Source organism: Nocardia arizonensis (genome assembly GCF_001310275.1).
GTDB lineage: Bacteria > Actinomycetota > Actinomycetes > Mycobacteriales > Mycobacteriaceae > Nocardia > Nocardia arizonensis.
Genome location: NZ_LGYZ01000084.1, coordinates 34,421 through 59,378 on the forward strand (window position 1 = coordinate 34,421; position 24,958 = coordinate 59,378).

Consider the following 24,958-nt stretch of genomic DNA (forward strand, 5'->3'; position numbering starts at 1 on the left):
CAAAATGGAAGTGCCTGCGGCTGTATCGGGTGAAATCGCTGGTCAGCGATCTTGTTGTGGAATGCAAGCGATGGCCAAGCAACCCGTAAGCGACCCCGTGCACGCTGTTGTCCGATCGGGTGCAGTACCCGGACAACGGCCGCGAAGGCCGCGATTGGGAGGAGTCGTCATGAGCAGGATCACCGCAACCGCCGATGCCAGGGTGCGCCCCGATGTCACCGGCATGAAGATCGCGCACCGTGGCATGATCGCCGACACCGCGCGTTTCGCCGAGATCACCGCGGGCATCGCGGCCGGTTCGCCGTGCCCGCCCGCGCGGGCCGCCGCCATCGCGCGGTATCTCGACCTGCTGTGCGATTCCATCCACCACCACCACACCATCGAGGACGACGTGGTCTGGCCGGTACTCATCGCCTCGGCCGGATCGGCCATCAGTGTCGGCGAACTCGAGGACGACCACATCCACCTCGACTCGCTGCTCACCGCGCTGCGGGAGCGCTCGGCCGCCTTCGCCGCGAGCGAGGGCGACCGCCGCGCTTCCGCCGCCGCCCTCGCCGAGACGCTCACCGCGGCGCACGCGCTGCTGTCCGAGCACATCGCCGAGGAGGAGAACGTGGTGTTCCCGATCGTGGATCGCTATGTGAGCGTTGCCGATTGGACGCGCGTCGAGAACGCGGCGAAGAAGGGCGGCAAACTCTCCTTCGAGGTGCCGCGTGCCGTCCGTTACGCGACCGAGGCGGAACTGGCGAAGCTGCGCGCCGAGGTCGGACCGGTCCTGCGCGTACTGATCGGACTGATGGTGCGCTCCTTCGACAAGCGTGAGGCCGTGATCGCGGGCTAGGGGTTTCGGCGGCGGTCACCACCAGCCGGTGATCGCGCCGATCTGCCTGCCCAGCTCCGGGGCGAGCGAACGGGCGTAACTCGCGGTGAGGTGGTGTTCGTCACGGTAGATGAGGACATTGCCCTCGGCGACCCAGCAGTGGTCGGGGCGGCACAGCGAGTCCGACAGGTCGAGCGGGTAGACGTTCGGATAGCCGGAGGCGGCGTCCACCGCCGGATTCACGGGATCGAGCGCCATCGCCCGATCGACTCCGCAACTGAACGCCGTACCTCGGCCGCCGAGGCAGTCGACGGCGCGGTAGAGCACGCCGTCGCGGCGCAGCCGGGGGGTGTCGCGCATGGCGAGCACGTCGAGTCCGCGCTCCGACAGCGCCGCCCACACGTCGCGGAACTCCGGCGGCACCTCGTCGCCCGAGCCGTCGACCCGGTAGTAGGTGCCGAGGGTGAAGACCCAGTCCGGGGGTGAGGCGGCCAGACGCTCGATGACCTCGGTCGACCATTCGCGGCATTCCGGGAACGGCGAATGGGAGTAGGAGGGTTCATCGGACAGGGTAAGCGGGCACGCCTGCTTGAGGTAGGTGACGATCCTGATGCCGTATCGGCGGGCGAGCACCTCGAAGGCGGGTAGCCAGTGTTCGGAATGCGATCCGCCGACCAGGGCGATGGTGCGCGCGGCGGTGGGATCGCCGTACACGCAGGTGCGGACCTCCCGGTCGGGGGTGATGCAGCCGTCCAGGGTGGGCGCGGGCGCGTCGTTCCAGCCCTCGAGCACGGTGGGGCGCATGGGCGCGGAGGTATAGACCACGCCGGGGACCAGCGCGGCCGCGCCGGGATACTCGGCCACCTGGAGTACGGGCTGGGGCGCGGCCGGATGGACGGCCAGACTCGCCTGCCAGCCGACCGCCGCGCCGATGACCGCCGCACCCGTCACGCCGACCGCGGGTATCAGCAGGCGCTGCCGCAGCGCCCGTGCGATCCGCGAGCGCGCGGGGGAGCGTTGGCGCAGTGGCGATTCCACGAAACGCTGTGTCGCGACCGCGAGTACGAGTGCGATGGCGACGACCAGCGCGCCGTCGGCGAGCCCCGCCGACGCTTCGCCGTATTCGGCGAGATAGAAGATGAGAATGGGCCAATGCCACAGGTAGAAGGTGTAGGCGACGGTGCCGAGTCCGGTGCAGGGCGCGGTGGACAGTAGCCGATTCACCCAGGAGCGCTGTGCGGCAGCGGTATTCATTCCGGCCACGATCAACGCCACAGTGGACAGCACCGGATACAGCGCGGCCGGGCCGGGGAACTGGTTGGCGCCGTCGAAGAGGAGGCCGCAGCTCAGGACGCCGAGAATGCCGAGCATCGCCGCCAGTACGCGCAGCGGATTCGGCAGGCGCACCGCGGGCGCCAGGACCGCGGGCAGCGCGCCCGCGAGCAGTTCCCACATGCGCGCGCCGGTGTCGTAGTAGGTCCACGCCTGGTGGCGGCCGACGCCGTCGAGGGCGTACCAGAACGACAGCGCCGCGAGACCGGTCAACAGCAGTGCCAGCGCCGCTCGCTCGACGCGCGGCGGTATCCGACGGGTGATGCGCAGCCACACCGCGATCAGCAGCAGCATGACCAGGTAGAACTGTCCCTGCACCGACATCGACCACAGATGCTGCAAGGGGCTGACGGAGGGATTCGGTGCGAGATAATCCAATTCGGCGTCGGCGAGGAACCAGTTCTGCACGTACAGCGTCGAAGCCAGTGTCTGCGCGGAGATGTCGCCCCACTGCGTATAGGGCCGTATGGCGACGGTGGTCGCCGCCACCGCCGCCAGGACCACCACGAGCGCGGGCAGCAGTCGGCGCGCGGTCCGGCGCAGGGTCGCCGCGACGCCGACGACGGCGGCCCGCGCGCCGCGGCGCAGCAGCATGGCGGTGAAGAAGTAGCCCGACAGCACGAGGAAGACATCGACACCGCCGGACACCCGGCCCATCCAGACGTGGAACCCGACGACCAGCGCGATCGCGACACCGCGCAATCCGTCCAGGTCGTGGCGATATTCGGCGGCCGGTTCGCGGGTGCTCGCATCCGTCGGCGCCGCGGTGCGGACGACTCGGACGGCCGCGTCCGGTGACACCGGCACTGCGCTGCTCCTTTCGCGGTCCAACTGCGGTGCCGCCCGCGCCTTTTCGGCCACCGCCTGCGGTGCGGCGGCACCGATCTGCCCTCCCGGCGAACGTCGGACGAATGCCGGATGGTCGAACAGTAAAGATGCCGGAAACCGACCGTGAGGGCAAAATCACCGTGCACGGCCGTTCGGAGGCAATGCCGCGCCGAACAGTTACGCACCCCAGCCGCCGACATGCCGCCTCGGCCGCCGGTCCGATGAGCGAGATCGGTTGAGCAGGCACCGGACCCGCGCCGAGTCCTCGGCGGCCGGATGTGGAATCGGCAGCGGCCGCGCCGTTCAGGCGTCGGCGACCTCGGTGACGAAATCGGCGACCGCGTCCTCGAGCTGTCGCAGTCCGGGATCCTCGATCGGATAGTGTCCGGCGTTCTCCAACAGCACCGTGCGCACCGGAACGCGGGTGACCCGCGAGAGGAAGCGGTCGCTCAGGGCCAGCGGCGACCACCGGTCACGGGCGGGCTGGGTCAACAGGATCGGGCAACGGTCGAAGAGTTCGGGTTCCACCGCGGGCGTGTAGGTGGTGTAGGACGCCAGGAAGCGGGCCGAGGCCCAGTTGCCGCCCGAGGTCCGGTCCCGGGTCATCACCCGCAGCGCGGCCGGATTCTCGACCAGTGCCGACATCTTCGCGGCCAGGGTCATCGGATAGCGGAAACCCGCCGCGGGGGTCGCGGCCAGCAGATGCATGAGCGGTATGCCGAGGCGGGAGTGCACGATGTCGTGCGAGGTCCGGTCGCGGACCCGCTGATCGCGTTGGTCGAGGAAGGTCATGCCCACGATGCCGCGCACACTGTCCGGCGGCGCGGCGGCGGCGACGTGATAGGCGAGCATGCCACCGGCGCTGAGGCCGTACAGCACGATCGGGCGATCGTCGCGGGAGCGCTCGAAGGCGAGGTAGTCCACGACCAGGTCGACCCAGTCGGCGTAGGAGGGCACCGTGCGCGGGGCGAGGCGGGTGAGTCCGTAGCCGAGATTGTCCAACGCGACCGTCTCGAATCCGCGCCGGGCCAGCGGCGCGCCGAGGATGAGGCTCATCTGGCGGCCGTTGGTGCCGACGCCGTGATGCAGTACCACCTTGGCCTTCGCCTCGGGGTTGCGATACCGGTCCAGGTGCACGGTATTGCCGCGCCACTCCCAGAAATCCTCGACCGGGGCGGTCGTCTCGTCCAGACGCAATCGGGCGGGCAGGAAGCGCTGAAGAGCGCGCCAGTCCGATTGGTCGCGGTAGTACAGGGGCTTATCCACGGCGCTGTTGTCCTCTCCGCATCCGCAGGACCTCCGACAAAGGTCGACACTAGGTGTTCGCCATACGGATGCCGAACGTATCGCCGCCGTGCCGCGGTGGTCGATTCGGCAACGATTTCGCCGGCTCAGAACTCCGGTGCGGAGGCGCCGCGCGCCGTTGCCACCGTCTCGGCGAGCAGTGCGCCGATCTCGGTGACGGCGGGGGCGAAGGCGAGCACGTTGTTGAAGAAGCCGTGCATGTAGCCGTCGAAGCGGCGCAGTGTGACCGGTACGCCATCCGAGCGCAGCGTGTGCGCGTACGCCTCGCCCTCGTCGCGCAGCGGGTCGAAGCCTGCGGTCACGACGAGCGCGGGCGGATGGCCCGCGGTCGTCTCCGCCCGCAGGGGCGACACGTCGGGCCGGGCGCGGTCGAGTTCGGGCGGCAGGAAGCAGCGATCGAAGAAGTCGATATCGGCGCGGGGGAGTGCGACGCCGTCGGCGAACAGCGTGCGGGAGGGGGACGCGCCGGTCAGATCGGTGGGCGGGTAGATCAGCAGTTGGCACAGCGGCGTGGGTGCGCCGTCGCGGCGCAAACGGTGGCACACCAGCGCGGCCAGATAGCCACCCGCGCTGTCGCCGCCGATTCCGATGCGATCGGGCGCGGGACCGAATTCGCTCGCCCGCGCGAGGATGTCGCGGAAGGCGGCCTCGGCGTCGTCCACCGCGGCGGGATACCGGTGTTCGGGCGCGAGGCGGTATTCGACGGAGACGATGGTCAGCCGCGAGGCGGCGGCCAGTGCCCGGCAGCATCCGTCGTGGGTGTCGATATCGCCGAAAACCCATCCGCCGCCGTGGAAATAGACCAGTGCCGCGGTGGTATCGCCGGGATCGTAGACCCGGGCGCGCAGCGGACCGGAGGCGCCCGCGACGGTGATGTCGGTGACCGACATCGGTATCGGCCGTCCGGCCCCGATGGCCGCCATGCGCCGCGCACCGGCGCGCATTCGCGCGGGTGAGTGCACCGGATCCAATGGCGTGCGGGGCAGCGCGCGGGTGATCCGCGACAGCAGTTGGGCGTCGAGATCGAGTTCGAGTCCGTCGCGGCGCACCGCCGGACCCGCGAGCGCCCGCTTGACCGAACGCGGCAGACGCAGCAGTCCGCGCACCGCGGCTGCCGCCGCCCGGACACCCCGATCCTGTGCCACTCTCGCACCTCGCTCTCCACGACGCGTCGACCGGAGATCGCGTACCACGGTGGCCGTGGCGCCCGGCCCCGCCCCGGCCGGGCTCGGATGGCTCAGGCGGCGAGCGCGGCGCCGAGGGCGAACTCGTGGGCGAGGATACCCCGCCGGAAGGCGTCCATCTCGGCGTGATCGAACAGGAACTCCACCCCGGGCGCCGGGTGATCGGCGCCCGCGCGCATGGCGTACATACCGTCCGCGCGCCGGGTCACCGACAGGTGGTCGGTGACCGTGCGGCCCGCGCGCACCGCGTGCTGGAAATCGTCGAACTGATCGTCGGTGAGCACGATGAGTTGGTCGTGCGGGACGCACCCGGTGGGTTCGGGCAGTTTGTCGTCGCGTATGGCGGTGTAACCGTCGACGCGGGCGATCGTGACACAGTTCTGGCTGGGCGAGCTTGCCGAGGCTTTCTTGAATCCACCGAGGGTGAATTCCGGCAGCTGCTGCATGGTGTTTCCTTTCCGGCGGGGTGGAGCGAGCGGACCGGGCTAGCTGCCCTGATCCGCCGTTGTCGGCTTGCGGCCGATAGCTGCGAAGTTACAACGGCGTGCGGGATCCTGCGGATCGACGGTGCCCTGCTCGTCGGGTCGCCAATCGGGCGCGAAGACCACACCCGGGTCGACAAGGTCGAGGCCCTCGAAGAATCGGGTGAATTCCTCTCGGTTTCGCGGGGTGATGGGGTCGGCGGTCTGTTGGTAGAGGGTGTTCGCCTCGACCAGGCGATCGAGGATGGCGGGCGGCGCCTCGGACATGGAGGCGTGGCTGAGCGCGATGTAGCTGCCCTCGGGCAAACTATCGCGCAGCCTGGCGATGAGTTCGTGCGGCTTGTCTTCGTTGGACAGGAACGGCAGCACGCTGACGATGAGCAGCCCGATGGGGGCCGAGAAGTCCAGCAGTCGCCGGGTCTCGGGGTGGTCGAGGATGTGCCCGGGCACGCGCAGGTCGCCCTCGATGATGGCGGTGTTGTCGAGCGCGTTCTGGGCGGCCAGCAGGTCGTGGGCGCGGTCGACGGCCTCGAGATCGAGGTCGACGTAGACCACCCGTGCGTCCGGCACGCTCGCGCGCGCCACATCGTGGGTGTTTCCGCCGGTCGGCAGGCCCGAACCGATGTCGAGGAACTGCCGGATGCCCTGGGAGGTCATGAAATTCACGGCCCGGCGTAGGAAATTGCGGTTGTGGTGGGCCCATTCGTCGGCCCACGGGACCAGCTCGAACATGCGTTCGGCGAAGACCGCGTCGGAATCGAAGATCGGTTCGCTGGTGAGGTAGTAGTGGTAGATGCGCGCGCTGCTGGGCACGCGGGGGTCCGTCTCGCGTGGGACGAATTCCTCGGCCATTGAGAACTCCTGTGTCACTGGTGGTTACGGCGGGATGGTCAGCGGGTCTTGCGGCGGAAGGTGCGCGCGACATTCGCGCAGAACTCCCGGGAGTCGGCCGGACTGAGCGCGGCGGCGGTCAGGCGCGCCCACACCAGTTCCCGCGCGGCCAGGTCGGGTTTGTCATCGCTGTAGCGCAGGGCGCCTTGCGATTCGGTGACGACGATGTCGAGATCGCCCGCCGCGCCCGGCGACGGCACGCGGAACATGGCGAAGCGGTCCTCCATGCCCGCGCCGTGCACCCGCACCGAGAACGGCAGCACCTGGAGTTGGACATTGGGTTGCAGTGACAGTGTCTGAAGATGCTCGAGCTGTTCGAGCATCACCGACCGCGGTCCTTGTTCGCGGCGCAGACAGGATTCGGACAGGATCGCGTGGTAGATGAGCTGGGTGCTCGGTTTGTTCAGTACTTCCTGACGGGCCAGTCGGGCTTGGACCTCGTCGTCGACGGTGACGCCGGGGCGTTCGCCCGCGGCCTCGTGCAGGGCGTGGATGTAGGACCGGCACTGGACGAGTCCGGGAATGATCTCGGCCTCGGTGACCCGGATGAGCGAAGAGTGGTCCTCCAGATCGACCAATAGTCGCAGGTTCTCCGCGTACGCGGCCCGGACGCCGGTGTCCCAGTAGCCGCGCTTGTGATTGTCGCGGCGTAGTTCACGTAGGTTGTCCAGGTACTGCGGATCATCGAATCCCAGTCGTGCGGCGAGGAGTTCGAGATCTCCGACGGTGATCGCGCCCACGCCGTTGATCAGGCCGGCGATCCGGCTCTGCGTGGTCTCGATGAGTTTCGCGGCTTCGGCCTGACTCACTCCCGCCGTGGCGATCATGTGGGCGATCTCGCGTCCTAGCAGCAGTTTTCGTGCCGTGCGCAACGGTGCTCCCATGCGCTCAGCCTATCCCGGCGCCCTGATCGACAGGCCTCACTACTGCAATCCCTCTATGCGAAAAATGATAATCGAGCTATGATCCGTAATGTCGACGATATCACCACACGATGCGTGGAGTACACGGATCAGAGTGATTTCCCCTACTGGTCCAAGAGGTCTCGGGTGACAGCCAGCGTGCGAATAGAACCACCGCACCGTGCGAGCGCAATGCCGTGCCCACCGCGGCGTCGCAGGCCGACCGCCGACCTGGCGGCGGTGCTGCCGTTGCGCGAATCCTGTGAACAGCGATGCCGCCGCTACGGCAGGCTCGACCTGCCGGTGGAATACGACCGGGTGCGCGGGCGGATACTGCTCGACGGTGACGACGTGCGCATCTGTTCGGTGGTGATGCCCTCATGGCTCGGCGTGACCGTGGTGATGTCGGGCAGCGCGCCGTGCGGGCCGGTCGTCTACGACGCTCGCGCCCGGACGTGTGCGTTCCTCACCGGTTCACCACGGTGGTCGGATCACATGGTCCTCGACGCGGGCCCCGATCGAGGCGTCGGAATCGGCGGACTCTGCGTCCTGCCCTCGCCGGCGGACGAGTCCTCGGGTGTACGTCGGTGGCTCATTCCACCCCGGGACGGGTATGTTCCCCCCATGCATCTGGTATTGGCCGCGGTCCGACAGGCCCGTCGATGAGCGGATCCGTACTCGGTCGCCTACACGGCACCCGGGCGACGGACGGCGCCGTCAGCGGCCCCCTGCTGTCCCCCCGGGAGTTGATCGCGGCGATCGCCGGACATATCGAGGGCCTTTCCCCGATGGTGGCCTGGGCCCGTGAGCTGGGCGACCTGCACGCCAGCCTGCTGCCCGGCGATCCGGATCGCCGCCCCGAGGGCTTCGACCCCGCCGATGTGCACACCGAGACCGCCCGGATCATCGCCAAGATCGACACCTGGGCCGCCGCCCACCTGCCCCGCATACCGCACGCCCGCCTGCATTCGCACACTCTCGGGCAAGTCGTCAGCCATGTCGCCGAGACCTTCGCCACCGCGTGGTGGACGGTGCGCCACAGCGACGACGAGGAAGTCCGCCACCACGCCTGGACCCGGCTCGGCGAGATACGCGAGAGCTACGCCGCACTCGTCGCCGATCTCGAGGCGAAACGGGTGCGGTTGCCCGCCGCGCCGCAGTCGGACGCGCCCGTCTCCGTGAGTGCCCCCGTATCCCGCTGATCTCCCCGTTGCGCCGCCCTTCGTGATCTCGATCACCACGGTTGTACCCTGGGAATCGTACCCGGCTCTACCGTTTTCTTGCGTTGATCATCCGTCTGCACCGGTCCTCGCGGCCGGTATTCGAAGGGGGCAAGAGCGTATGCTGAACAATTCCCCGCACATCCAGAACCTGCGATTGGAGGACGGCAGAACAGTCGCCTGCACCAGTCCGGCCGAGGCGCGCATGTTGTGGAACGAGATGTCGACCGAAGGTTTCTACCGCCGTGCCGCGGCGCAATTGCGTACGGGAGACGTCGTGCTCGACATCGGCGCCAATATCGGCCTCAGCGCCATGATGTTCGCCGACACCTGCCCCGGCGCCACGGTTATCGCCGCCGAACCGGCCCCGCTGACCTTCGACTGTCTGTCCCGCAACGCGACCACCCATGTCGCGCGCTGTATTCCTCTGCGCACGGCGGTCGGCGCCGAGCCCGGCGTCCGACAGTTCACCTGGTATCCGCGGGCCTCGGCCAATTCCGGCTTCTACGCCGATCGCGAGGCCGACGACGAGGCGACCAAGATCTTCTTGCGCAACAGCGGATTGCAGGACGAGGCCATCGATCTGATCACCGAGGGTCTGCACGACGGCGAACGCATCGACGTCGAGGTCGTCACGGTCTCGGGACTGCTCGCCGCGCACGCCGCGCACAGCGAGGTCGGCGTGCTCAAGGTCGATGTCGAGCGAGCGGAGCTGGAAGTGCTGCACGGCATCTCCGAAACCGATTGGCCGCGAATCCGTTCGGTGGTCGCCGAGGTGCACGACACCGACGGCCGCCTCGCCGAATTCTGCGAACTGCTGTCCGCGCACGGCCTCACGGCCGAGACCCGCCAGGATCCGAGTCTGGCGGGCACCGAATTACACGAGGTGATCGCTGTTCGCGCGAATATCTGACCGCGCGGGCGAGGCCGCGTATCCCGCGGCGGGGCGGGATACGCGGGGCCGCGTCACAGCGGGGATGAACCGGATCGCTCCTCCAGCCGCGCCAGCCGGACCAGCGCGTCGGCGAGCGCGTCGACCACCGTGCGCCCGCCCAGTTGCGGCCAGCCGCCGTACTCGCCCCGGTCCCGCTGCGCGAGTCCGCACAGCTGTTCGCGAATGTCCTTGACATCACTGCCGATCGGACCGCAGAACCCCGCGACGAAGTCCTGGATCTGCCTGACCTCGGCTGCGCTCATCGGCGTATCCCTTCCCTCGATGAATATCTGTACATCGCGACGGAACGCGTTCATGTCGATGCCCGCGGGATCGATCTTTCCCTCCGTGCTGTACTCGCGGTGTGCGACGCAATCGCTCGCGTCACGGCCGATGCGCCGCAGGATGGCGGCGCATCCGCGCTTGTAGGCGTCGAGTTGTACCGCGGTCCAGTCGGTTCCGTCACCGCGCGAGACCGCTTCGATGCCGATCACGTGGTAGTTGGCGTTGTCGGTGGGCCATCCGGGCCAGCGGCCGCGGCCGGCGTGCCAGCACACCCCCGCCGCGATCACCCGGTACAGCCCGTTGCGCTCGAGCACCAGTTGCGCGAGCGGACCGGCCAGATCCGGGCGGCCGTACTGGACCACCTGCCAGTCGTTCGGACCACCGCCGCCGGTGTGATGACACAGGACTCCACGCAGATCGGCGAAGTCGCCGTGTCCGCGATCGCGCCAGCCGAGATGTTCGACGACATCGAGGCCGTCGGCGCGCAGCACATCGGCCAACCAGACCGGATCTCCTGTCCACGACATGAGTCCTCCTCGATCGATTCCGTTTATCGGCAACAAGATCGGGATGAGCGCACACGAACGAGCAGTAGGCGAGGAACAGTCACGAACCCCCGCAAGACCAGGGTGACGCAACGAGTCGCCGTGCGGGCGATTCCGGGTGAATTCACCGTTCGCAGCACCGCGTTCACCCTGGCGTAGCCATCGGGCGGGGTTCGATGTCCGTGGCGGCATTCGTGTCCACCGACCGGATGCTCCACCGAATAGTGCTGGTAATAGCAAGGTTTCAGCCGGAATGCGGACGAATCCCGAGGTCGATCGGGTGCGGGTGTGAGTCGTCGGGAAGGTGGGAGCATCGGTGGCCGCCCGCCCGCGGTGTCAACGAGTATGGACGCGGACGAAAGGCGTTCAGCCGCAATCGGCCAGCGGCTGCCGCGGAACGGCTCAGGCCCACAGGCCCGCGCAGGGCAGGCGCGGGAAATCCTCGTGTACGTCGTCGTCCACGGTGACCGACACCCTCGGGCCGGGGTGGCTCGCGGTCAGCATGCGGGCGACATCGTCGGCTTGCGACGAGGGGGCCGAATAGTCCAGGGTGAGGGCGCCCATGCGGATACGGATGTGCCGGACCTGCTGCGGTTGCATCGCTAGCCGGTCCCGACGCTCGCGCACGTATCGGTCATGGACATGTCCCTCGCATCGTCGCAGGGTGGGTTTCCGCGCCCTCGGCCGGATCGAGTGGCGTCGGCGCCGGCCGCGGGATGTATCTCGATGGTAGCAGAATTCAAAGTAACATATCCGGCGGAATCGCGTGCTCCACCCATTCATTTGATAGAAGAATCAAATAACATAGGGCGGTTGGGTGCGTGGGTGCCGGTAGCGGGACGGGTCCGTCGGCCTGGGTGGCTCGGGACAGCGCTGTCCCGAGCCACTGCCGCGACGACCGAGGACGGGCCCGGCGCGTCGCTCAGCGGTTGGCGTCAGGAATCTCGATGCTGATGGTGAAGCGGAGTTCGTTGAGATAGAGCAGGGCGAACCGACGGAGGAATTCGTCGAAGAGCCAGTAGGCCTCCTTCGCCAGCGGGACGACGGGCAGCAGACCTTCGCGCACGGCCACGAACGGCGGCCAACTGACCTCAAGCAGCGGACTCCACACCGGCTCGCGGCCGATATGGAGTGAGTCGGCGAGGCGTTCGCCGATCAGGTAGCGGGTGAAGGCCGACAGCACTCCGCGGCTCAGCACCGTCAGGTCGAGTTGGGCGCCGAGGTCGAGCAGGATATCGGCGAGTTTGATGCCCTCCGGGGTGGCGGTGAGGATGGGGTCGAGGGTCTGGCGCGCCTGGGCCTCGGCCTCGTCCCACGAGTTGGGGATGTATTCGTCGCGAATACCCAGCATGTGCGCGGCCACCTGCCACGAATGCAGGAAACTGGCGGACTCGTTGGCCGGGATCGGCACCTTCCAGGCGGTGAGGTGGCGCATCACGGTGGTGGGCAGGCTGTGCCAGGTGACCATCATGTCGTTCTGGCTGATCGGGATGCCCTCCTCGGCGACCTGCGACCACCCGGGCGATCTGGGTAGCAGGTGGCGAACGCCCGCGTGCGCGAGCCGGGTCTTGAGGCAGGTCACGATCATTTCGCCGTCGGGGCCGTATGCGTTGGCGGTGCCGATGTCGTAGCCGAGTTTGGCGGTCTTGGTGATGCGGTCCTTCATGTTCGCGCCGCCCTTGGAGTAGTAGACCGCGCGGGCCTCCTTGGGGATGACGGTGCTCATCATGCCGCTCGCCAGACCGTAGAGGACGCCGAGGTAGAGCCCGCGCTTCTGGTTGAATTCGATCGCGGTGGCGAGCTTGCCCTGGTCGGTCCACGACGGCATCTGGCGGGCATGCTCCATGAAGTCCCGCAGTTCCGGCGGCAGACCGTCCGGCAGTGGCTGGGCGTTCTTGGTCCAGGTACGCAGCTTGGCGTTGACGTCGGCGACGTTGTAGTTCTCGAGGACGTTCGCGACGATCGGATCGGCCTCGTCGTCCCACACTCCCATGGGGTCGGCGCCGTCCCCGTAGCCCGCCACCGAACCCTGCGGTGACCAGGTCCAGGGCTCGGCGCGTACCGGGGCGGCGACGGCGATCGCGCCGATCGCGCCCAACGCGCCCCCGACCTTCAATGCGTTGCGCCTACTGAGATTGTCCATGGCTTCTCTACTCCTCATTGAGCTCACCGCGCTGTCGTGCTCGCGCGACGCACCAAGCGCTGATGGCGACTCCGGTCCATTCATCTGACCAGAACAGTGATTAACTTATCAAGCGTTCAAGTCCGGCACATCGGCTTTGTGGAAAGTGGCCGAATCGGCGGAGGCCAATGCCAAATATTGTCTTCAAAAGTCAATGCTTCGCGTTTGAACTGCGTGTTCTGGTAACGGTCGGCGAAAGTCGGGTGAGGTCGAGTGGAGGGGGATTTCGCTCCTGGTCGCCCGAAATCTCCGTGAGCATCCCATTGCTTCTTGGTAACCCGTAGTCACATAATGAGCACGTGGGCGGATGTGGCCGCTGGATGTTTGGTCGCCTCGGCGTGGGTACCCGTGCTCGAGGAGGTGACCGACATGCCGAGACAGTGGACCGACAAGCAGGAACGGCAGTACGAGCACATCAAGGATTCGGCCGAGAAACGCGGGACGAGCGAGCGGCGGGCCGAGGAGATCGCGGCGCGCACCGTGAACAAGGAACGGGCGCGCGCCGGGCAGACCAGAACCGCCAGCCGCACCTCGGTCAAGGACATCTCGTCGGGACGGCGCGGTGGCCTGCGTTCGGGCAAGTCCGGCCCCAAGGGGCCGACCCGTGACCAGCTCTACAACGAGGCACGTCAACGCAATATCGAGGGCCGCTCCAAGATGTCGAAGGCCCAACTCGCCCACGCGCTCGGGCGCGACTGACGGGCGGCGAATCCCGCGAGCGCCGGTGACGGCGGGGCCGGTCGCCCGTGGTGCCGGTATGGAACCGCGGATCTGACAGGCGCCGGCCCGCCCGTGGACGGACATGATGCCGCACGGACGGACCGGGTGCGGCGGGTCAGTAGCTGCGCGCGACGATGGCGACCAGATCGTCGGAGGGGTCCTCGGCGGCGGGGATGCCGCCGTCGGGGGTTTGCAGGCACCGGACGCTGACGGCGTGCTCGTTGAGCGCACGCTCACCCTCCTCGCCGAGGGCCCGCCACGGCACCCGCGCGAATCCGGTCTTGGCCGCCTCCAGCGCCTCCGCGGTGTCGGCGGCGTCCACGGTGCGCTCCATCAGACGGGTGTGCGCGTCGGCGATCATGTCGGTGTGGATGTCGTCCAGTAGGGCCGGGACGGTGGCCGCGACCGTGTCCAGCGCCAGGGTCGACTTGCCCTGCGTGTCGCGGCGCACGACGGTGACCTGGCCGTTGGCCAGATCCCGCGGTCCGACCTCGATGCGCAGCGGGACGCCCTTGAGTTCCCATTCGGTGGCGCGGCGGCCGAAACTGCGCGAGGTCCGGTCGTCGAGGCGGACCCGCGTACCCGCCGCCCGCAGGTCCTCGGCCAGGCGCGCGGCCGCGCCGAGGGTGTCGGGATCGTCCTTGACCGCGATCACCACCGCCTGGATGTGGGCCACCCGCGGCGGAATGCGCAGTCCGGCGTCGTCGCCGTGGGACATGATCAGGCCGCCGATCATGCGGGTGCTCGACCCCCACGAGGTGGTCCAGCAGGTACGGGCCTGGCCCTCGGCGTCGGTATAGGTGATGTCGAAGGCATGCGCGAAGTTCTGGCCCAGTTCGTGACTGGTCGCGATCTGCAACGCCTTGCCGTCGCCCATCATGGCCTCGCAGGTCATGGTGTTGATTGCGCCCGCGAACCGCTCGCGCTCGGTCTTCACGCCGACCAGCACGGGAATCGCAAGCACGTGCTGGAGGAAGTCGCGGTAGACGTCGAGGTGGATACGCAGGGCGTAGGCGGCGGCGTCGGCGCGCGTGGCGTGCGCGGTGTGGCCCTCCTGCCAGAGGAATTCGGAGGTGCGCAGGAAAATGCGCGGGCGCATCTCCCAGCGCACGACATTGCCCCACTGGTTGAGCAGCATCGGCAGATCGCGGTGGGACTGGATCCATTTGGCCATCAGTTCGCCGAAAACGGTTTCACTGGTGGGGCGCACGACCACCGGCTCGGTGAGATCCTTGCCGCCCGCGTGCGTGACGACGGCCAGTTCCGGGCTGAAGCCCTCGACGTGCTTGGCCTCGCGTTCGAGGTAGGACTGCGGGATGAACAGTGGCATGTAGACGTTCTCCGCGCCGGTGGCCTTGATCCTGGCGTCGACCTCGGCCTGCATCCGCTCCCAGATGCCGTAGGCATACGGTCGGATGACCATCGTGCCGCGCACGGGTCCGTTCTCGGCCAGCTCCGCCTTCTCCAGTACGTCCTGGTACCAGCGAGGGAAATCCTCGGTCTGCGAGGCGAGCACGCTCGGTCGCTTCGTTGTCGTCACCGGTTCATGCTAACGAGAGCCCGAGGGCGGCTTCGCACCGCTGTCACCGCGCCCGGATGGCGGCGCGCGCGAGTCCCGGCTGCTCACCGCCGCCGACGAAGCCCATTTCCATCAAGGGTACCGACATCCCGATTCCGCCGAGTGTGCTGAATCTTCGGGGAACCCACCGATCCACGACATCCACCACGGATCGCTCTCGCGCATGTTCAGCCTGCGCGAGATCCAGGCGCTCGAGGCCAGGATCCACCGCTACTGCGCCGACAGCGTCGACCCGGTCGCATTGACCGTCTCGACTTCATCGCCGACATCGGCGCGCAGATACTCATGCGCACCGTCGGCTCGCTGCTCGGCAATTCCCGAACAGGACCACAAGCCATCCGCGACTTCGCCGAACGAGGTCGATGGGCTGCCGCGCTTCGAGCCGCCCGCGCCGCATGTCGCGCACTACGTCGTCACGTGCGATGTGGAGATCCACGGGCAGACTGTGCCCGGGCGCAGCTGCATGATGATGCTCATCGGCGCGGCCAACCGCGACGAACGGCGGTTCGCCCCCCGCGTGCCGGAACGCAAGGCATCTCGGACCGTTCGGAGGCGCTCGTTGTCCGTCGCCCCTTGGGCGCATCTGCGGCCCAAGGGTTTTCGCGCGGCGAGCGAGAATCTCCAACTTGACAAGCCGATCGATGACCAAGAGACTCGGACGTGTCGGGCGGACGTCGGGTAGCCGGTCCGAAACCAGCGGGGGAGTCGATCTTGGTTCGGTGTGACATGCAGCGCCGCAGGCTCAGAGGCGGCGGGCAATGTAGGGGTGAGGTGACGTAGTGGCGGCCGGAGGTTGGTTCAATCACTATGACGACCCCGACGAATTCTGGGACGACGAGCCTCGCGAGCAGCCCGTCAAGAGTCGGCAATCCGCTGCGGTCGCCCCTTTCACGCCCCCTTCGCGATTGTCCCGATCCCCGCGAATTGAGGAAGCAGATTCGGCGGGACTCCCTCATGTCGGCTCGAGATTCACGTCCATGGAGCAGAGAGTGATGCTACCAATATAATAGAAAGTCAGAAAATTGCGCAGAATGGAGGCTATCAAAGAGGTATCCCGAATAACAAGTGGCCGGCTGCGGTCAATTCCGCACCGTATGGCGCAGGGCTCGAGGGATTGAAGAACGCGATCGGTGATGGAACATCACTGGACGGTGATAAGTCCGATTGGGAGCTTGGTCCGGCTGCGACGGTCGCACAATGAGTAAGGGTCTCTTTTCCGTTGTCGCGGCTGGAGCGTTGGCCTTCGTGGTTGGGTGTTCCGCCGCTCCTTCGACACCTTCGGCGCCGATATCAACCGAGGCTCACGCGCAGCCGATGACGCAAGGGGAATTGTGCGACGCGTTGACAACCTTCTTCGGGGACAGGTTGCGGGTCGTGGACTTGCAGGCTCAGCCGTTGCTCGCTCAGGAGACACCGCTGTCACCGGGTGGCATTTGCACCATTGTGCAGGGACAAGAACGAGTTGGCCGATGGGAATCTCGGCTGGCGCCGAACCAGCTCGATCCGACCGAGGGTGTTTCCCGCTTCAAGCGGATGGCAGAGATCGGGCAGCCGGTTTGGGTGCGTGACGATCGAGCTGATGGCTTCGATATACGCTTCGCCACCCGGATCGATGAATGGAATGCGCGACTTTTTGTCTGGCCCTCGGGAATACGGACTACGGATGGCATCCTGGATATGGACGAGAAAAACAGATACCAAGCTGCCGAGTTCCTTGTCGAGTTGACTCGAAAGCTGGCCGCAATGCCTCGATAGTCGGCTGACCGGGGGTCGCGGTGGATTCTGTTCGGAATCGGATTACTTGGTCTGTACGGCGGGCCGGCTATGGCCTGGGAACCACCGATGAGGCCGTCGGTTTCGAGGGTAGTGACTTCCTGGGGTGAGGCCGAGGACGGTGAGGATCTCGGTGTTGTGTTGACCGAGGAGAGGGCCGGGGGCACGGTGGACGTGCGGGGACGGCGGAGAGCGGGCGGGGAAGGTGCCATCGCGGGCGGAACCGGCGACGGGGTTTGGCCGGGGGTTCGAAGGATCCGCGGAATTCGAGTTGGGGGAGTTCGCCCGGCGGTGTCGCTGGTCCGGGCCCGGATGGTAGAGAACGCGGCACAGGCGCGCCATTGGTCGTCGGTGCCGACCGCGATGGCGAACCAGCGGTCGGGCGGTCCGCGCCGGACCCGCACCGTCTCGGCGGTCGGATCCCGGTAGGTGACGACGAGTTCGGTCGCGCGCCACCACGCGCCGTGCGCCCGGCGCGAATTCGGGGAACAGCGGCCCGCGCGGCCGCGGATCCGGGCGGCACGGCTGCGACCAGCTGCGTCGATGGAAGCCCTGAAAGCTCGCGGCTGACCGTATCCGCAGCACAGGGCGCACATCGCTCGGTCGGGGCGGCCGAGACGATATCGATCCGGTCGGAGGTGATCAGCCTCACACCTGCTGGCGGCATATCGTGAAAGACTCGTCTGACCATTGGTTTTCATAGGTCCCTGCGGGCGTCGTTCGGAAAATCGGATGATTCGTGTCGGTGCCGCCCGCAATACTTGCCCGCGCCCGATGAGTTCGAGCGGCTGATCCCGTCTCAACCGCTGTGGGGGCCGGACGCGCTCCGGTGCCCGATCACCGGGTCGCCCATGCCGAGTCGACAAACCGTGAACCGGAGGTAACCGATGTCCGTCCATCCATCCTCACCCGCCTCGGGAGGACGGACACCGACCGTCATCCGGGTCCTGGTGCTCGCCACTTTCGTGGTAATCCTCAACGAGACCATCATGATCAACGCGATACCGCGGCTCATGGAGGATCTGAGGGTCACCGAGCGGGCCGCGCAGTGGGTGTCCACCGCGTTCATGTTGACGATGGCCGCCGTCATCCCCATCACCGGCTGGTTCCTCCAGCGGGTGTCCACCCGCACCGCCTACGCCCTGGCGATGGGCGTATTCCTCACCGGTACCGCGCTCTCGGCGCTCGCGCCGTCGTTCGGCGTGCTGCTGGTCGGGCGGGTCATCCAGGCGGGCGGCACCGCGGTCATGATGCCGCTGCTCATGACCACGCTGATGACGGTGGTGCCCGAACACGATCGCGGCCGGGTCATGGGCAATGTCACCCTTGCCATCTCGGTGGCCCCGGCCATGGGCCCGGTGATCTCCGGCGCGGTATTGCAGATCGGTTCGTGGCGTTGGCTGTTCGTGCTGGTGCTGCCCATCGCGGGTGTGGTCACCTGGTTGGGCCTGCGCAAACTCGAGAATGTCGGCGAACCGCAGCCGGGTTCGATCGACGTGCTGAGCGTGGCGCTGGCCGCGGTCGGTTTCGGCGGTCTGGTATTCGGTCTGAGCCGCTTCGAGAGCGGTAAATACACCGCACCGGCGGTGATCGCGGCCATCGGCGCGGCGCTGATCGCCGTCTTCGTCCTGCGGCAGGTGCGATTGCAGCGCAACGGCACCCCGCTGCTGGATCTGCGCGTGCTGCTGGCGGGCACCTACACCAAGGCACTGGTGCTCATGTCGGTCGCGTTCATGGCGATGCTCGGTTCCATGATCCTGCTCCCGCTGTACTTGCAGAATCTGCGCGGTCTGAGTCCGCTGGCTACCGGTCTGCTGGTCATGCCAGGCGGTCTGGCGATGGGTCTGCTCGGCCCGAGCATCGGCCGACTGTTCGACCGCTTCGGCGGCCGCTGGCTGGTGATCCCGGGGTCGATCGGCATCGCGGTCGCGCTGTTCGGATTCACCCGGATCTCGATGACCATGCCGTACTGGCAGTTGCTGCTGCTGCACATCGTCCTGATGGTGTCGCTGGCCACCACCTTCACGCCGGTGTTCACCCTCGGCCTCGGCGCGCTGCCGCAGCACCTGTACTCACACGGCAGTTCCATGCTCGGCACCCTCCAGCAGGTCGCCGCGGCGTTCGGCACCGCGCTGGTGGTCACGGTCATGTCGGCTCGCAGCACCTCCCTGCTGGCCGACGGCGTCGACGCGGTCACCGCGCACCTCGACGGCACCCGCCTGGCCTTCCTGGTCTCGGCGGTGATGGCGCTGGTCGTGATCGTCATGGCGGTTCTGCTGCCGAGCCGGGCCGCCGCCGAACCGGAGCCGGTTCAGGACGCCGACACCGTGGCACCCGAACTGATCAAGGGCTGAACCGACTCGACGCGGTACGGATCGCACGCGGCGCTCACCGACTTCCGGTGGGCGCCGCGAGTGCTGTGAGTACGGCTTTCGCCGCCGCGCGTCGCGCCTTCCGGGGGCGTGCGCGATCGGGCGGCGACCGGTCAGGAATCGAGAAGCATCGGAGGGCGGTCCGGTCATAGCGTATTCGGTATGAACATCACCACTGATCGGATCACCATCGAGAGTGTCGTCCTGGAGGCCGCGGACCCCGCGGCCGCCGCGAATTTCTACGCCGAGGCGTTCGGCCTCGGAGACCGGCTGCGGATACGCGGTTCGGATGCGCCGACCAGCGGATTCCGCGGCTTCGTGCTGTCGCTCGTGGTGTCGCAGCCGAGCACGGTCGACAGTCTGGTCGACAGTGCGATCGGGGCGGGGGCCACGACACTCAAGCCCGCCAAGAAGAGCTTCTGGGGCTACGGCGGTGTCGTGCAGGCTACGGACGGGACGATCTGGAAGATCGCCACTTCGGCGAAGAAGGACACCGGACCCGCGACCCGCGAGATCGATGATTTCGTGGTGCTGCTCGGGGTCGACAGCGTCAAGGCCACCAAGCAGTTCTACGTGGAGCGCGGTCTGACGGTGGCGAAGAGTTTCGGTGGCAAATACGCCGAATTCGACGCCGCGTCCTCGCCGGTGAAACTCGCCCTGTATGGCCGTCGGGCCGCCGCCAAGGACGCGGGTGTGCCCGCCGAGGGCAGCGGATCGCATCGGATGGTTCTCAGCGGCAGCATCGGCGGATTCACCGACCCGGACGGCTTCGCGTGGGAACGGGCCTGAGGGCGCTCAGGAGTCGTCGGTGAAGGGCCACCGGGTCAGGCGGTCGCGGGCACGGATCTCGTACGGTCGCGCGCCCAGGACGCGGGCACGGTGCATGGCGGTCACGACCTCGTCCCGGGCGCCGGGGCGGCCGAGGATGGCGCGGGCGGTGCCGCGGTAGAGGCCGGATGGGCCCAGACAGACCAGGCCGGGCCACTGCACGATCAGTGTCTCGCCCCATCCCTGGGTGAGCGGTTCCAGTCCGGCGGCCGACGCCACGACGCGCTCGCGCAGCGGCGGCGCGTGCTGTCCGATGGCGAGTAGCGCCTCGATGAGCAGCGGCACCCGCACGACGACCCGGGGGCCGTGCAGCCGCCCGGGCAGCGCCGTGATCGTCTCGACGAGCCGGATCGCCCGTTCGTGATCGCCGGTCTCGGCCGCGGCCATGGCGACGACGATGCCGAAATCCTCGTCGAAGTCCGCGGCCATGCGATCGGCCTCGGCCAGTACCTCGCCGAGGCGGCCGCGATGCCACAGCTCGATGGACGTGGACGTGAGCAGGGAGGCGTCGGCCAGCAGCCGCGCAGGCCCGTCGATCGCGCCAAGTTCGTCGGCGAACCGGCCCATGAGCGCGCGCGAGCGGTCGTAGTCCCCGCGCAGGACCGCCAGCATGACCTGCCACCACAGTTGGGTGGCGGCGAGGTCGGTGCCGCCGTCGGCGGCGAGTTCGGCGAATTCGGCGGACAGTCGCCGCACCAGCCGCAGATCGCCCCCTTCCAGCGCGCACACGCGACGCAGGTGCACGGCCGTCGCGCGGGCCTCGCGATCGTGGCCGGCGAGTTCCTGGAGTTCTTCGGCGATCTTGTTGCGGGCGGCCACGGTGGTCGGGTCCCAGGTGCACACGAACTCGGCGAGCAGCACCTGCGGCCACGACCGGGCGCCGGGCGCGCTGCGCGACCGCGCGTCGGCGAGGGCGTCCAGATCGCCCGCCGCACCGTGCACCGCGCGATCGACGGCCTCGATCGCCTCCACCTCGGCGATCAGGTCGGTGTCGAGGTCGAGCCGGTGGGCCAGGACCTGCGCCCGCAGCGCCGGTGAACCCGATTGCACCACACCGTAGCCGGAGAAGTAGCCGCCGACCCCGCGCGGTGCGGCGAGCAGGGCGGTGCGGGCCAGACCGGCCCAATCGCCGCGTTCCCCGCAGAGCCGTCCGGCGCGGGCGAAGTGTTCGGCGGCCGGATCGTAGGCGCCGAGACGGTTGTGGGCCTGTCCCGCGATCGAATCGAGTTCGATCATCAGCTGCGCGTCGCTCGGGTTCGCGTGGCGCAGACCGCGGTCGGCGAATCGGGCGCAGTCGGTGGCCGCGCCGCGGCGCAGTGCCTCGGCGGCCGCGGCCAGGCAGGTGCGGGCCGCGGTGGCGTCGAGTGTGTCCAGTGCGGCGGCGCTGCGGTGTAATGCCTGCTCGGCCACGGCATCCGGGCGAGATCGGGCCAGCGCGTCGGCAATGCGCCGGTGCAGGTCGGCCTTGCGGAGCGCGCCGATCCCGTCCAGGATCGCTTCGCGCACGAGATCGTGGGTGAACGCGATGGCGCTGTCGCGCACCGAAACCATGTGGGCGGCGCGGAGTTCGGCGAGACGGTCGTCGAAGCCCGCCGCCGCGTCGGCGACGGCGGCAGGTCCGACGGAGGTGCTCGGCCCGATCACCGCGAGCAGTTCGGCGAGTGCGCGGGCGGGCGCGGAGACCGAATCCAGTTTCGCGGCGGTGATTTCGGCGGCCGCTCCCGCTCCCGTCACCGACTTGCCCGCGCGTGCCAGATCGCACAGTTGGGTCGCGAGGAACGGGCTGCCCTGACTCCGCGCCACGATCGCCGTCCGCGTCTCACGGTGCCCGCCCGGCAATTCCGCGTCGACCAGCGCGCCAACGGCGGCGTCGGTGAGCGGCGGCAGATCGACCGCGATATGCGAGCCCGCCGACCGGAGCAACCGCGCCGCGGCGTCCACCTCCTCCGACAGCGCTTCCGGGCGCACGGTGAGCAGCAGCAGGACCGGGTGGGCGCGCAGCACCCGCATGGCGGCGGCGATCATACGCACCGAATCGGCGTCGGCCCATTGCAGATCGTCGATCACCGCCACCACCCCGCCCGTCTCCCGCGCGACCTCGGCGAAGAGTCCGGCCAACGTGCGGGCGGTGGGAGCGTCCGGCACGGCACGGCCCGACAGCGCGAGCTGGTCCAGCCACGGCGTGAGCGTCGCGAGTGCCGCGCCGACCCCGTCGACGCCCGCGGTGCGCAGCGCCGTGCCGCCGTGGCGCCGCAGCGCGTCCTCCACCACCGTCGTCTTGCCGATTCCGGGCGCCCCGCGCACGGTGACCACGGTGAGCCCGCCCTGCGCGCGAGTCCAGGCGCGGTCGAGGACGGCAGCGATATCGTCGCGCCCGACCGAGGTCGGCGGCCGTGGCGGGGGCGGTGCGGGCGGACGGCGGATCTCCTGTTCGACCCGCACGGTGTCCGGTGCGGGATCGAGTCCGAACTCCTCGCGCAGCGCCCCCCGCAGCCGGGTGAGGACATCGAGCGACTCGGAGATCCGGCCGCAGTCGCGCAGGGCCAGCGCCAGTAGCCGCGCCGCGCCCTCCCGGAACGGATGCCGCTCGCATTCGTCGGTCAGCAGGGTCACCGCGTGCCGGGCGCGGCCGAGCACGATGAGTCCCTCCGCGCACATTTCGACCAGTTCCGAGCGCAATTCGTCCAGGCGGGCCCGTTCGGGTGCGATATCGGCGATATCGGCGATATCGCTCAGCGCCTCGCCGCGCCACAGCCGCAGCGCGCGTTCGAGCAGATCGACGGCGCGGTCCACGGCGCCGTCGGCGTGCGCGGCGCGGGCTTCGCGCGACAGCAGGTCGAGCAGGTCCAGATCGGTACCCGAACCCGAACAGCGCAGGACATAGCCGTTGCCGTCGGTCTCGATGCGCACATCCGGCAGCGGCCGCAGGGCGCGGCGCAGACGCGAAACATAGCCCTGCAAGGTGACGTGGGCGCTGTCGGGCGGATCGCCGCGCCACAGCAGTTCGCACAGGTATCCCGCGCTGCGGGCGGTGCGCTCGGCCGCGAGGATGACCAGCAGTTCGGCGTGTTTGCGCGCGGGGACGGCGATGCGCTCGCCATCGGGGCCGCGCACCTCGAGCGGGCCGAGCACCGCGATGGCGGGCCGCTGCGCGTCGGCGCCGGTGTCGGACCCGTCGCGCACCAGCGTCACACCAGCGCCCCGGTCGACCCTTGGTCCATGACGAACACCCGAACCCTCCTGCCCACCCCGACCACCGACGATATCGGGGAACTCGGCCTGTCTCGCGAGACTGTACTGCGACTGTGCGGCGGCGCGCTGACCGTCGGCGGCGCGTTGTGCATCGCCGGCGGCACACTGCATCCGATCGTGGCCGGTAAAGGTCATTCGGTCGAGGCGCTGACCAGCCCGGGAACGCCCGCGGCGCAGATACTGCTCGGCATCGGCACCGTGCTGCTCGTACTCGGCCTCCCGGGCATGTACGCGTGGCTGCGGCGCCGCCTCGGCATGGTCGGATTCCTCGGCCTGCTCTGCTACCTCATCGGCAATATCGTCACCGCGACCGGTCATCTCACCGTCGAGTTGTTCGTGGCCCACCCGTTCGCGGAGGACCCGGCCACCGCGCATCTGATCGCCGACAACGACAATATGATCGACTCCACCGCCTTCATGCTGTTCAACACCCTCGGCGGATTGGTGATGCTGGCCGGTATGGGCCTGCTCGGAGCGAGTCTGCTGCGCCACCGCTCGGTGCCCCGGTGGATCGCGGTGCTGACCCTGGTTGGCATGGTCGGGTTCTTCCTGCCGATTCCCGCGACCGAGGGTCTGTCGGGATTCATCTACGAGGCGCCGCGCGGCATCGCCGTTGCCGCCATCGGGGTGCTGATGATGCGCCGACCGGGCGGGCTGCGCCGCTGGGCCGCGCGGTGATCTCAGGTCGTCGCGACCACGATCTGCCGGGGGCGCGCACTGCCACGGTGACCCGCGTCGGTTCGCCTGAGAACACGCGGTCAGCCGGCCAGCGCGCGCCCCGTGATCCTTCGCTCGGCGCTGGTCGCCGAGCGCGCGGGGCCGAGTTCGTAGATGGCGTAGGCCGCGCGCAGGACCGGGTGGGCGACATTGCGGACCCGGATACCGCCGGGGGTGGTGCCGTGTTCGGTGCCCGCGTGGGCGTGACCGTGCAGTGCGAGATCCACCGGATGGGCGTCGATGGCCTCGCCGAGCAGGTAGGAGCCGAGGAATGCGTAGATCTCCGGCGGTTCGCCGTGCAGGGTGTCGCTGACCGGCGAGTAGTGGGTGAGCGCGATCGTCACGTCGGTGTCGAGATCACCAAGCGCTCGGTCCAGCGATTCGGCGAGTTCGGCTCCGTGCCGGGCGAATTCGCGCATGAGTGGTTCGCCGAACGCGCTCGCGCACTTGCCCGCGAACCCGCCGCCGAACCCCTTCGTGCCCGCGATGCCGAGGCTCGCGCCGTCGATCTCGACGCGGGTGGAGGTGCCCTCGAGCACGGTGATGCCCGCGTCGACAAGCAATGCCGTCACCTCGCCCTGCGCGTCGTCGTGGTACTCGTGATTGCCGAGCACCGCGATCACCGGCACGCCGCAGTCGCCGAACTCCTCGGCCACCACCGTGGCCTCGTCGGGTGCGCCGTGGCGGGTCAGGTCACCCGCGAGCAGCAGCACATCGGCCCGGCCGGGCAGTTCGGCCAGCGCGGGGCGCCAGCGGCCGCGGGAATCCTCGCCGAGGTGGATGTCGCCTACCGCCGCGATGCGCATC

General features: G+C 68.5%; 22 protein-coding genes. 10 read left to right on the plus strand and 12 right to left on the minus strand.

The genetic code is table 11. The annotated features are described in order from the left end of the window. Positions 1-169: 169 nt before the first annotated feature. Entirely contained in the window at positions 170-841 is a 672-nt protein-coding gene (locus tag APZ21_RS19055; protein WP_054814692.1) for a hemerythrin domain-containing protein, read from the plus strand. 15 nt (positions 842-856) lie between these two features. On the opposite strand, the gene APZ21_RS19060 is transcribed toward APZ21_RS19055, so the two are convergent. From APZ21_RS19060 to APZ21_RS19085, 6 genes are all read right to left on the minus strand, one after another. Next, entirely contained in the window at positions 857-2,959 is a 2,103-nt protein-coding gene (locus APZ21_RS19060) for an acyltransferase family protein (RefSeq protein ID WP_239476710.1), read from the minus strand. Positions 2,960-3,283: 324 nt separating this feature from the next. Next, complete coding sequence (locus APZ21_RS19065; RefSeq protein WP_054814693.1) at positions 3,284-4,246, minus strand: alpha/beta hydrolase; 963 nt, start codon at positions 4,244-4,246, stop codon at positions 3,284-3,286. A 125-nt stretch (positions 4,247-4,371) separates the two neighbouring features. Continuing rightward, on the minus strand, positions 4,372-5,430 hold the full coding sequence (locus APZ21_RS19070) for an alpha/beta hydrolase (protein ID WP_054814694.1): 1,059 nt from the start codon (positions 5,428-5,430) through the stop codon (positions 4,372-4,374). Positions 5,431-5,522: 92 nt separating this feature from the next. Continuing rightward, a complete protein-coding gene (locus tag APZ21_RS19075) occupies positions 5,523-5,915 on the minus strand; it encodes a DUF397 domain-containing protein (protein WP_054814695.1) in 393 nt (130 codons plus the stop codon). A 39-nt stretch (positions 5,916-5,954) separates the two neighbouring features. Beyond that, a complete protein-coding gene (locus APZ21_RS19080) occupies positions 5,955-6,803 on the minus strand; it encodes an SAM-dependent methyltransferase (RefSeq protein ID WP_054814696.1) in 849 nt (282 codons plus the stop codon). Positions 6,804-6,841: 38 nt separating this feature from the next. Beyond that, entirely contained in the window at positions 6,842-7,726 is an 885-nt protein-coding gene (locus APZ21_RS19085; protein ID WP_054814697.1) for a Scr1 family TA system antitoxin-like transcriptional regulator, read from the minus strand. Between the two features lie 210 nt (positions 7,727-7,936). On the opposite strand from APZ21_RS19085, the gene APZ21_RS19090 reads away from it, so the two are divergent. The 3 genes from APZ21_RS19090 (at position 7,937) to APZ21_RS19100 (ending at position 9,877) form a co-directional block, all read left to right on the plus strand. Further along, complete coding sequence (locus tag APZ21_RS19090; RefSeq protein WP_063125165.1) at positions 7,937-8,410, plus strand: hypothetical protein; 474 nt, start codon at positions 7,937-7,939, stop codon at positions 8,408-8,410. Beyond that, positions 8,407-8,946 (plus strand): hypothetical protein, encoded by a 540-nt coding sequence (locus APZ21_RS19095; protein ID WP_054814699.1) that lies wholly within the window; start codon positions 8,407-8,409, stop codon positions 8,944-8,946. Before APZ21_RS19090 ends, APZ21_RS19095 begins: the two co-directional genes overlap by 4 nt. Positions 8,947-9,085: 139 nt before the next feature. Beyond that, positions 9,086-9,877 carry an FkbM family methyltransferase gene (locus APZ21_RS19100; RefSeq protein WP_054814700.1) on the plus strand — a complete coding sequence of 264 codons (792 nt, stop codon included), beginning with the start codon at positions 9,086-9,088 and terminating at the stop codon, positions 9,875-9,877. 53 nt (positions 9,878-9,930) lie between these two features. Here the strand turns inward: APZ21_RS19100 and APZ21_RS19105 are convergent, their stop codons facing one another. The 3 genes from APZ21_RS19105 to APZ21_RS19115 form a co-directional block, all read right to left on the minus strand. Next, the gene (locus APZ21_RS19105; protein ID WP_082393262.1) at positions 9,931-10,710 is read right to left on the minus strand and encodes a peptidoglycan recognition protein family protein; all 780 of its coding nucleotides are present in this window, start codon (positions 10,708-10,710) and stop codon (positions 9,931-9,933) included. Between the two features lie 420 nt (positions 10,711-11,130). Next, the gene (locus tag APZ21_RS19110) at positions 11,131-11,328 is read right to left on the minus strand and encodes a hypothetical protein (protein WP_054814701.1); all 198 of its coding nucleotides are present in this window, start codon (positions 11,326-11,328) and stop codon (positions 11,131-11,133) included. Positions 11,329-11,650: 322 nt separating this feature from the next. Next, a complete protein-coding gene (locus APZ21_RS19115) occupies positions 11,651-12,871 on the minus strand; it encodes an oxygenase MpaB family protein (RefSeq protein ID WP_054814702.1) in 1,221 nt (406 codons plus the stop codon). Between the two features lie 330 nt (positions 12,872-13,201). On the opposite strand from APZ21_RS19115, the gene APZ21_RS19120 reads away from it, so the two are divergent. Continuing rightward, complete coding sequence (locus APZ21_RS19120; RefSeq protein ID WP_443093698.1) at positions 13,202-13,609, plus strand: plasmid stabilization protein; 408 nt, start codon at positions 13,202-13,204, stop codon at positions 13,607-13,609. A 136-nt stretch (positions 13,610-13,745) separates the two neighbouring features. On the opposite strand, the gene proS is transcribed toward APZ21_RS19120, so the two are convergent. Then, complete coding sequence (gene proS / locus APZ21_RS19125; RefSeq protein WP_054814703.1) at positions 13,746-15,170, minus strand: proline--tRNA ligase; 1,425 nt, start codon at positions 15,168-15,170, stop codon at positions 13,746-13,748. A gap of 202 nt (positions 15,171-15,372) precedes the next feature. Between proS and APZ21_RS34170 the strand changes: the two genes are divergently transcribed. The 4 genes from APZ21_RS34170 to APZ21_RS19150 all read left to right on the plus strand — a co-directional run bounded on the left by APZ21_RS34170 (position 15,373) and on the right by APZ21_RS19150 (position 20,143). After that, positions 15,373-15,891, plus strand: coding sequence for a hypothetical protein (locus tag APZ21_RS34170; protein ID WP_156371186.1), 519 nt, complete (start codon positions 15,373-15,375; stop codon positions 15,889-15,891). Positions 15,892-16,406: 515 nt separating this feature from the next. After that, a complete protein-coding gene (locus APZ21_RS19140; protein ID WP_156371187.1) occupies positions 16,407-16,964 on the plus strand; it encodes a hypothetical protein in 558 nt (185 codons plus the stop codon). A 905-nt stretch (positions 16,965-17,869) separates the two neighbouring features. Further along, positions 17,870-19,336: an MDR family MFS transporter gene (locus APZ21_RS19145; protein ID WP_054814707.1), complete on the plus strand. Its 1,467-nt coding sequence runs from the start codon at positions 17,870-17,872 to the stop codon at positions 19,334-19,336. A 180-nt stretch (positions 19,337-19,516) separates the two neighbouring features. Further along, positions 19,517-20,143: a VOC family protein gene (locus APZ21_RS19150; RefSeq protein ID WP_054814708.1), complete on the plus strand. Its 627-nt coding sequence runs from the start codon at positions 19,517-19,519 to the stop codon at positions 20,141-20,143. Positions 20,144-20,149: 6 nt separating this feature from the next. Here APZ21_RS19150 and APZ21_RS19155 read toward each other — a convergent pair whose 3' ends face one another. Further along, positions 20,150-23,374, minus strand: coding sequence for an ATP-binding protein (locus tag APZ21_RS19155; RefSeq protein ID WP_054814709.1), 3,225 nt, complete (start codon positions 23,372-23,374; stop codon positions 20,150-20,152). A 27-nt stretch (positions 23,375-23,401) separates the two neighbouring features. Here APZ21_RS19155 and APZ21_RS19160 point away from each other — a divergent pair, with 27 nt between their 5' ends. Continuing rightward, positions 23,402-24,112, plus strand: a complete 711-nt coding sequence (locus APZ21_RS19160; protein WP_054814710.1) for a hypothetical protein — start codon at positions 23,402-23,404, stop codon at positions 24,110-24,112. An 80-nt stretch (positions 24,113-24,192) separates the two neighbouring features. Here APZ21_RS19160 and APZ21_RS19165 read toward each other — a convergent pair whose 3' ends face one another. After that, entirely contained in the window at positions 24,193-24,957 is a 765-nt protein-coding gene (locus tag APZ21_RS19165) for a metallophosphoesterase family protein (RefSeq protein WP_054814711.1), read from the minus strand. Position 24,958 lies beyond the last annotated feature (1 nt).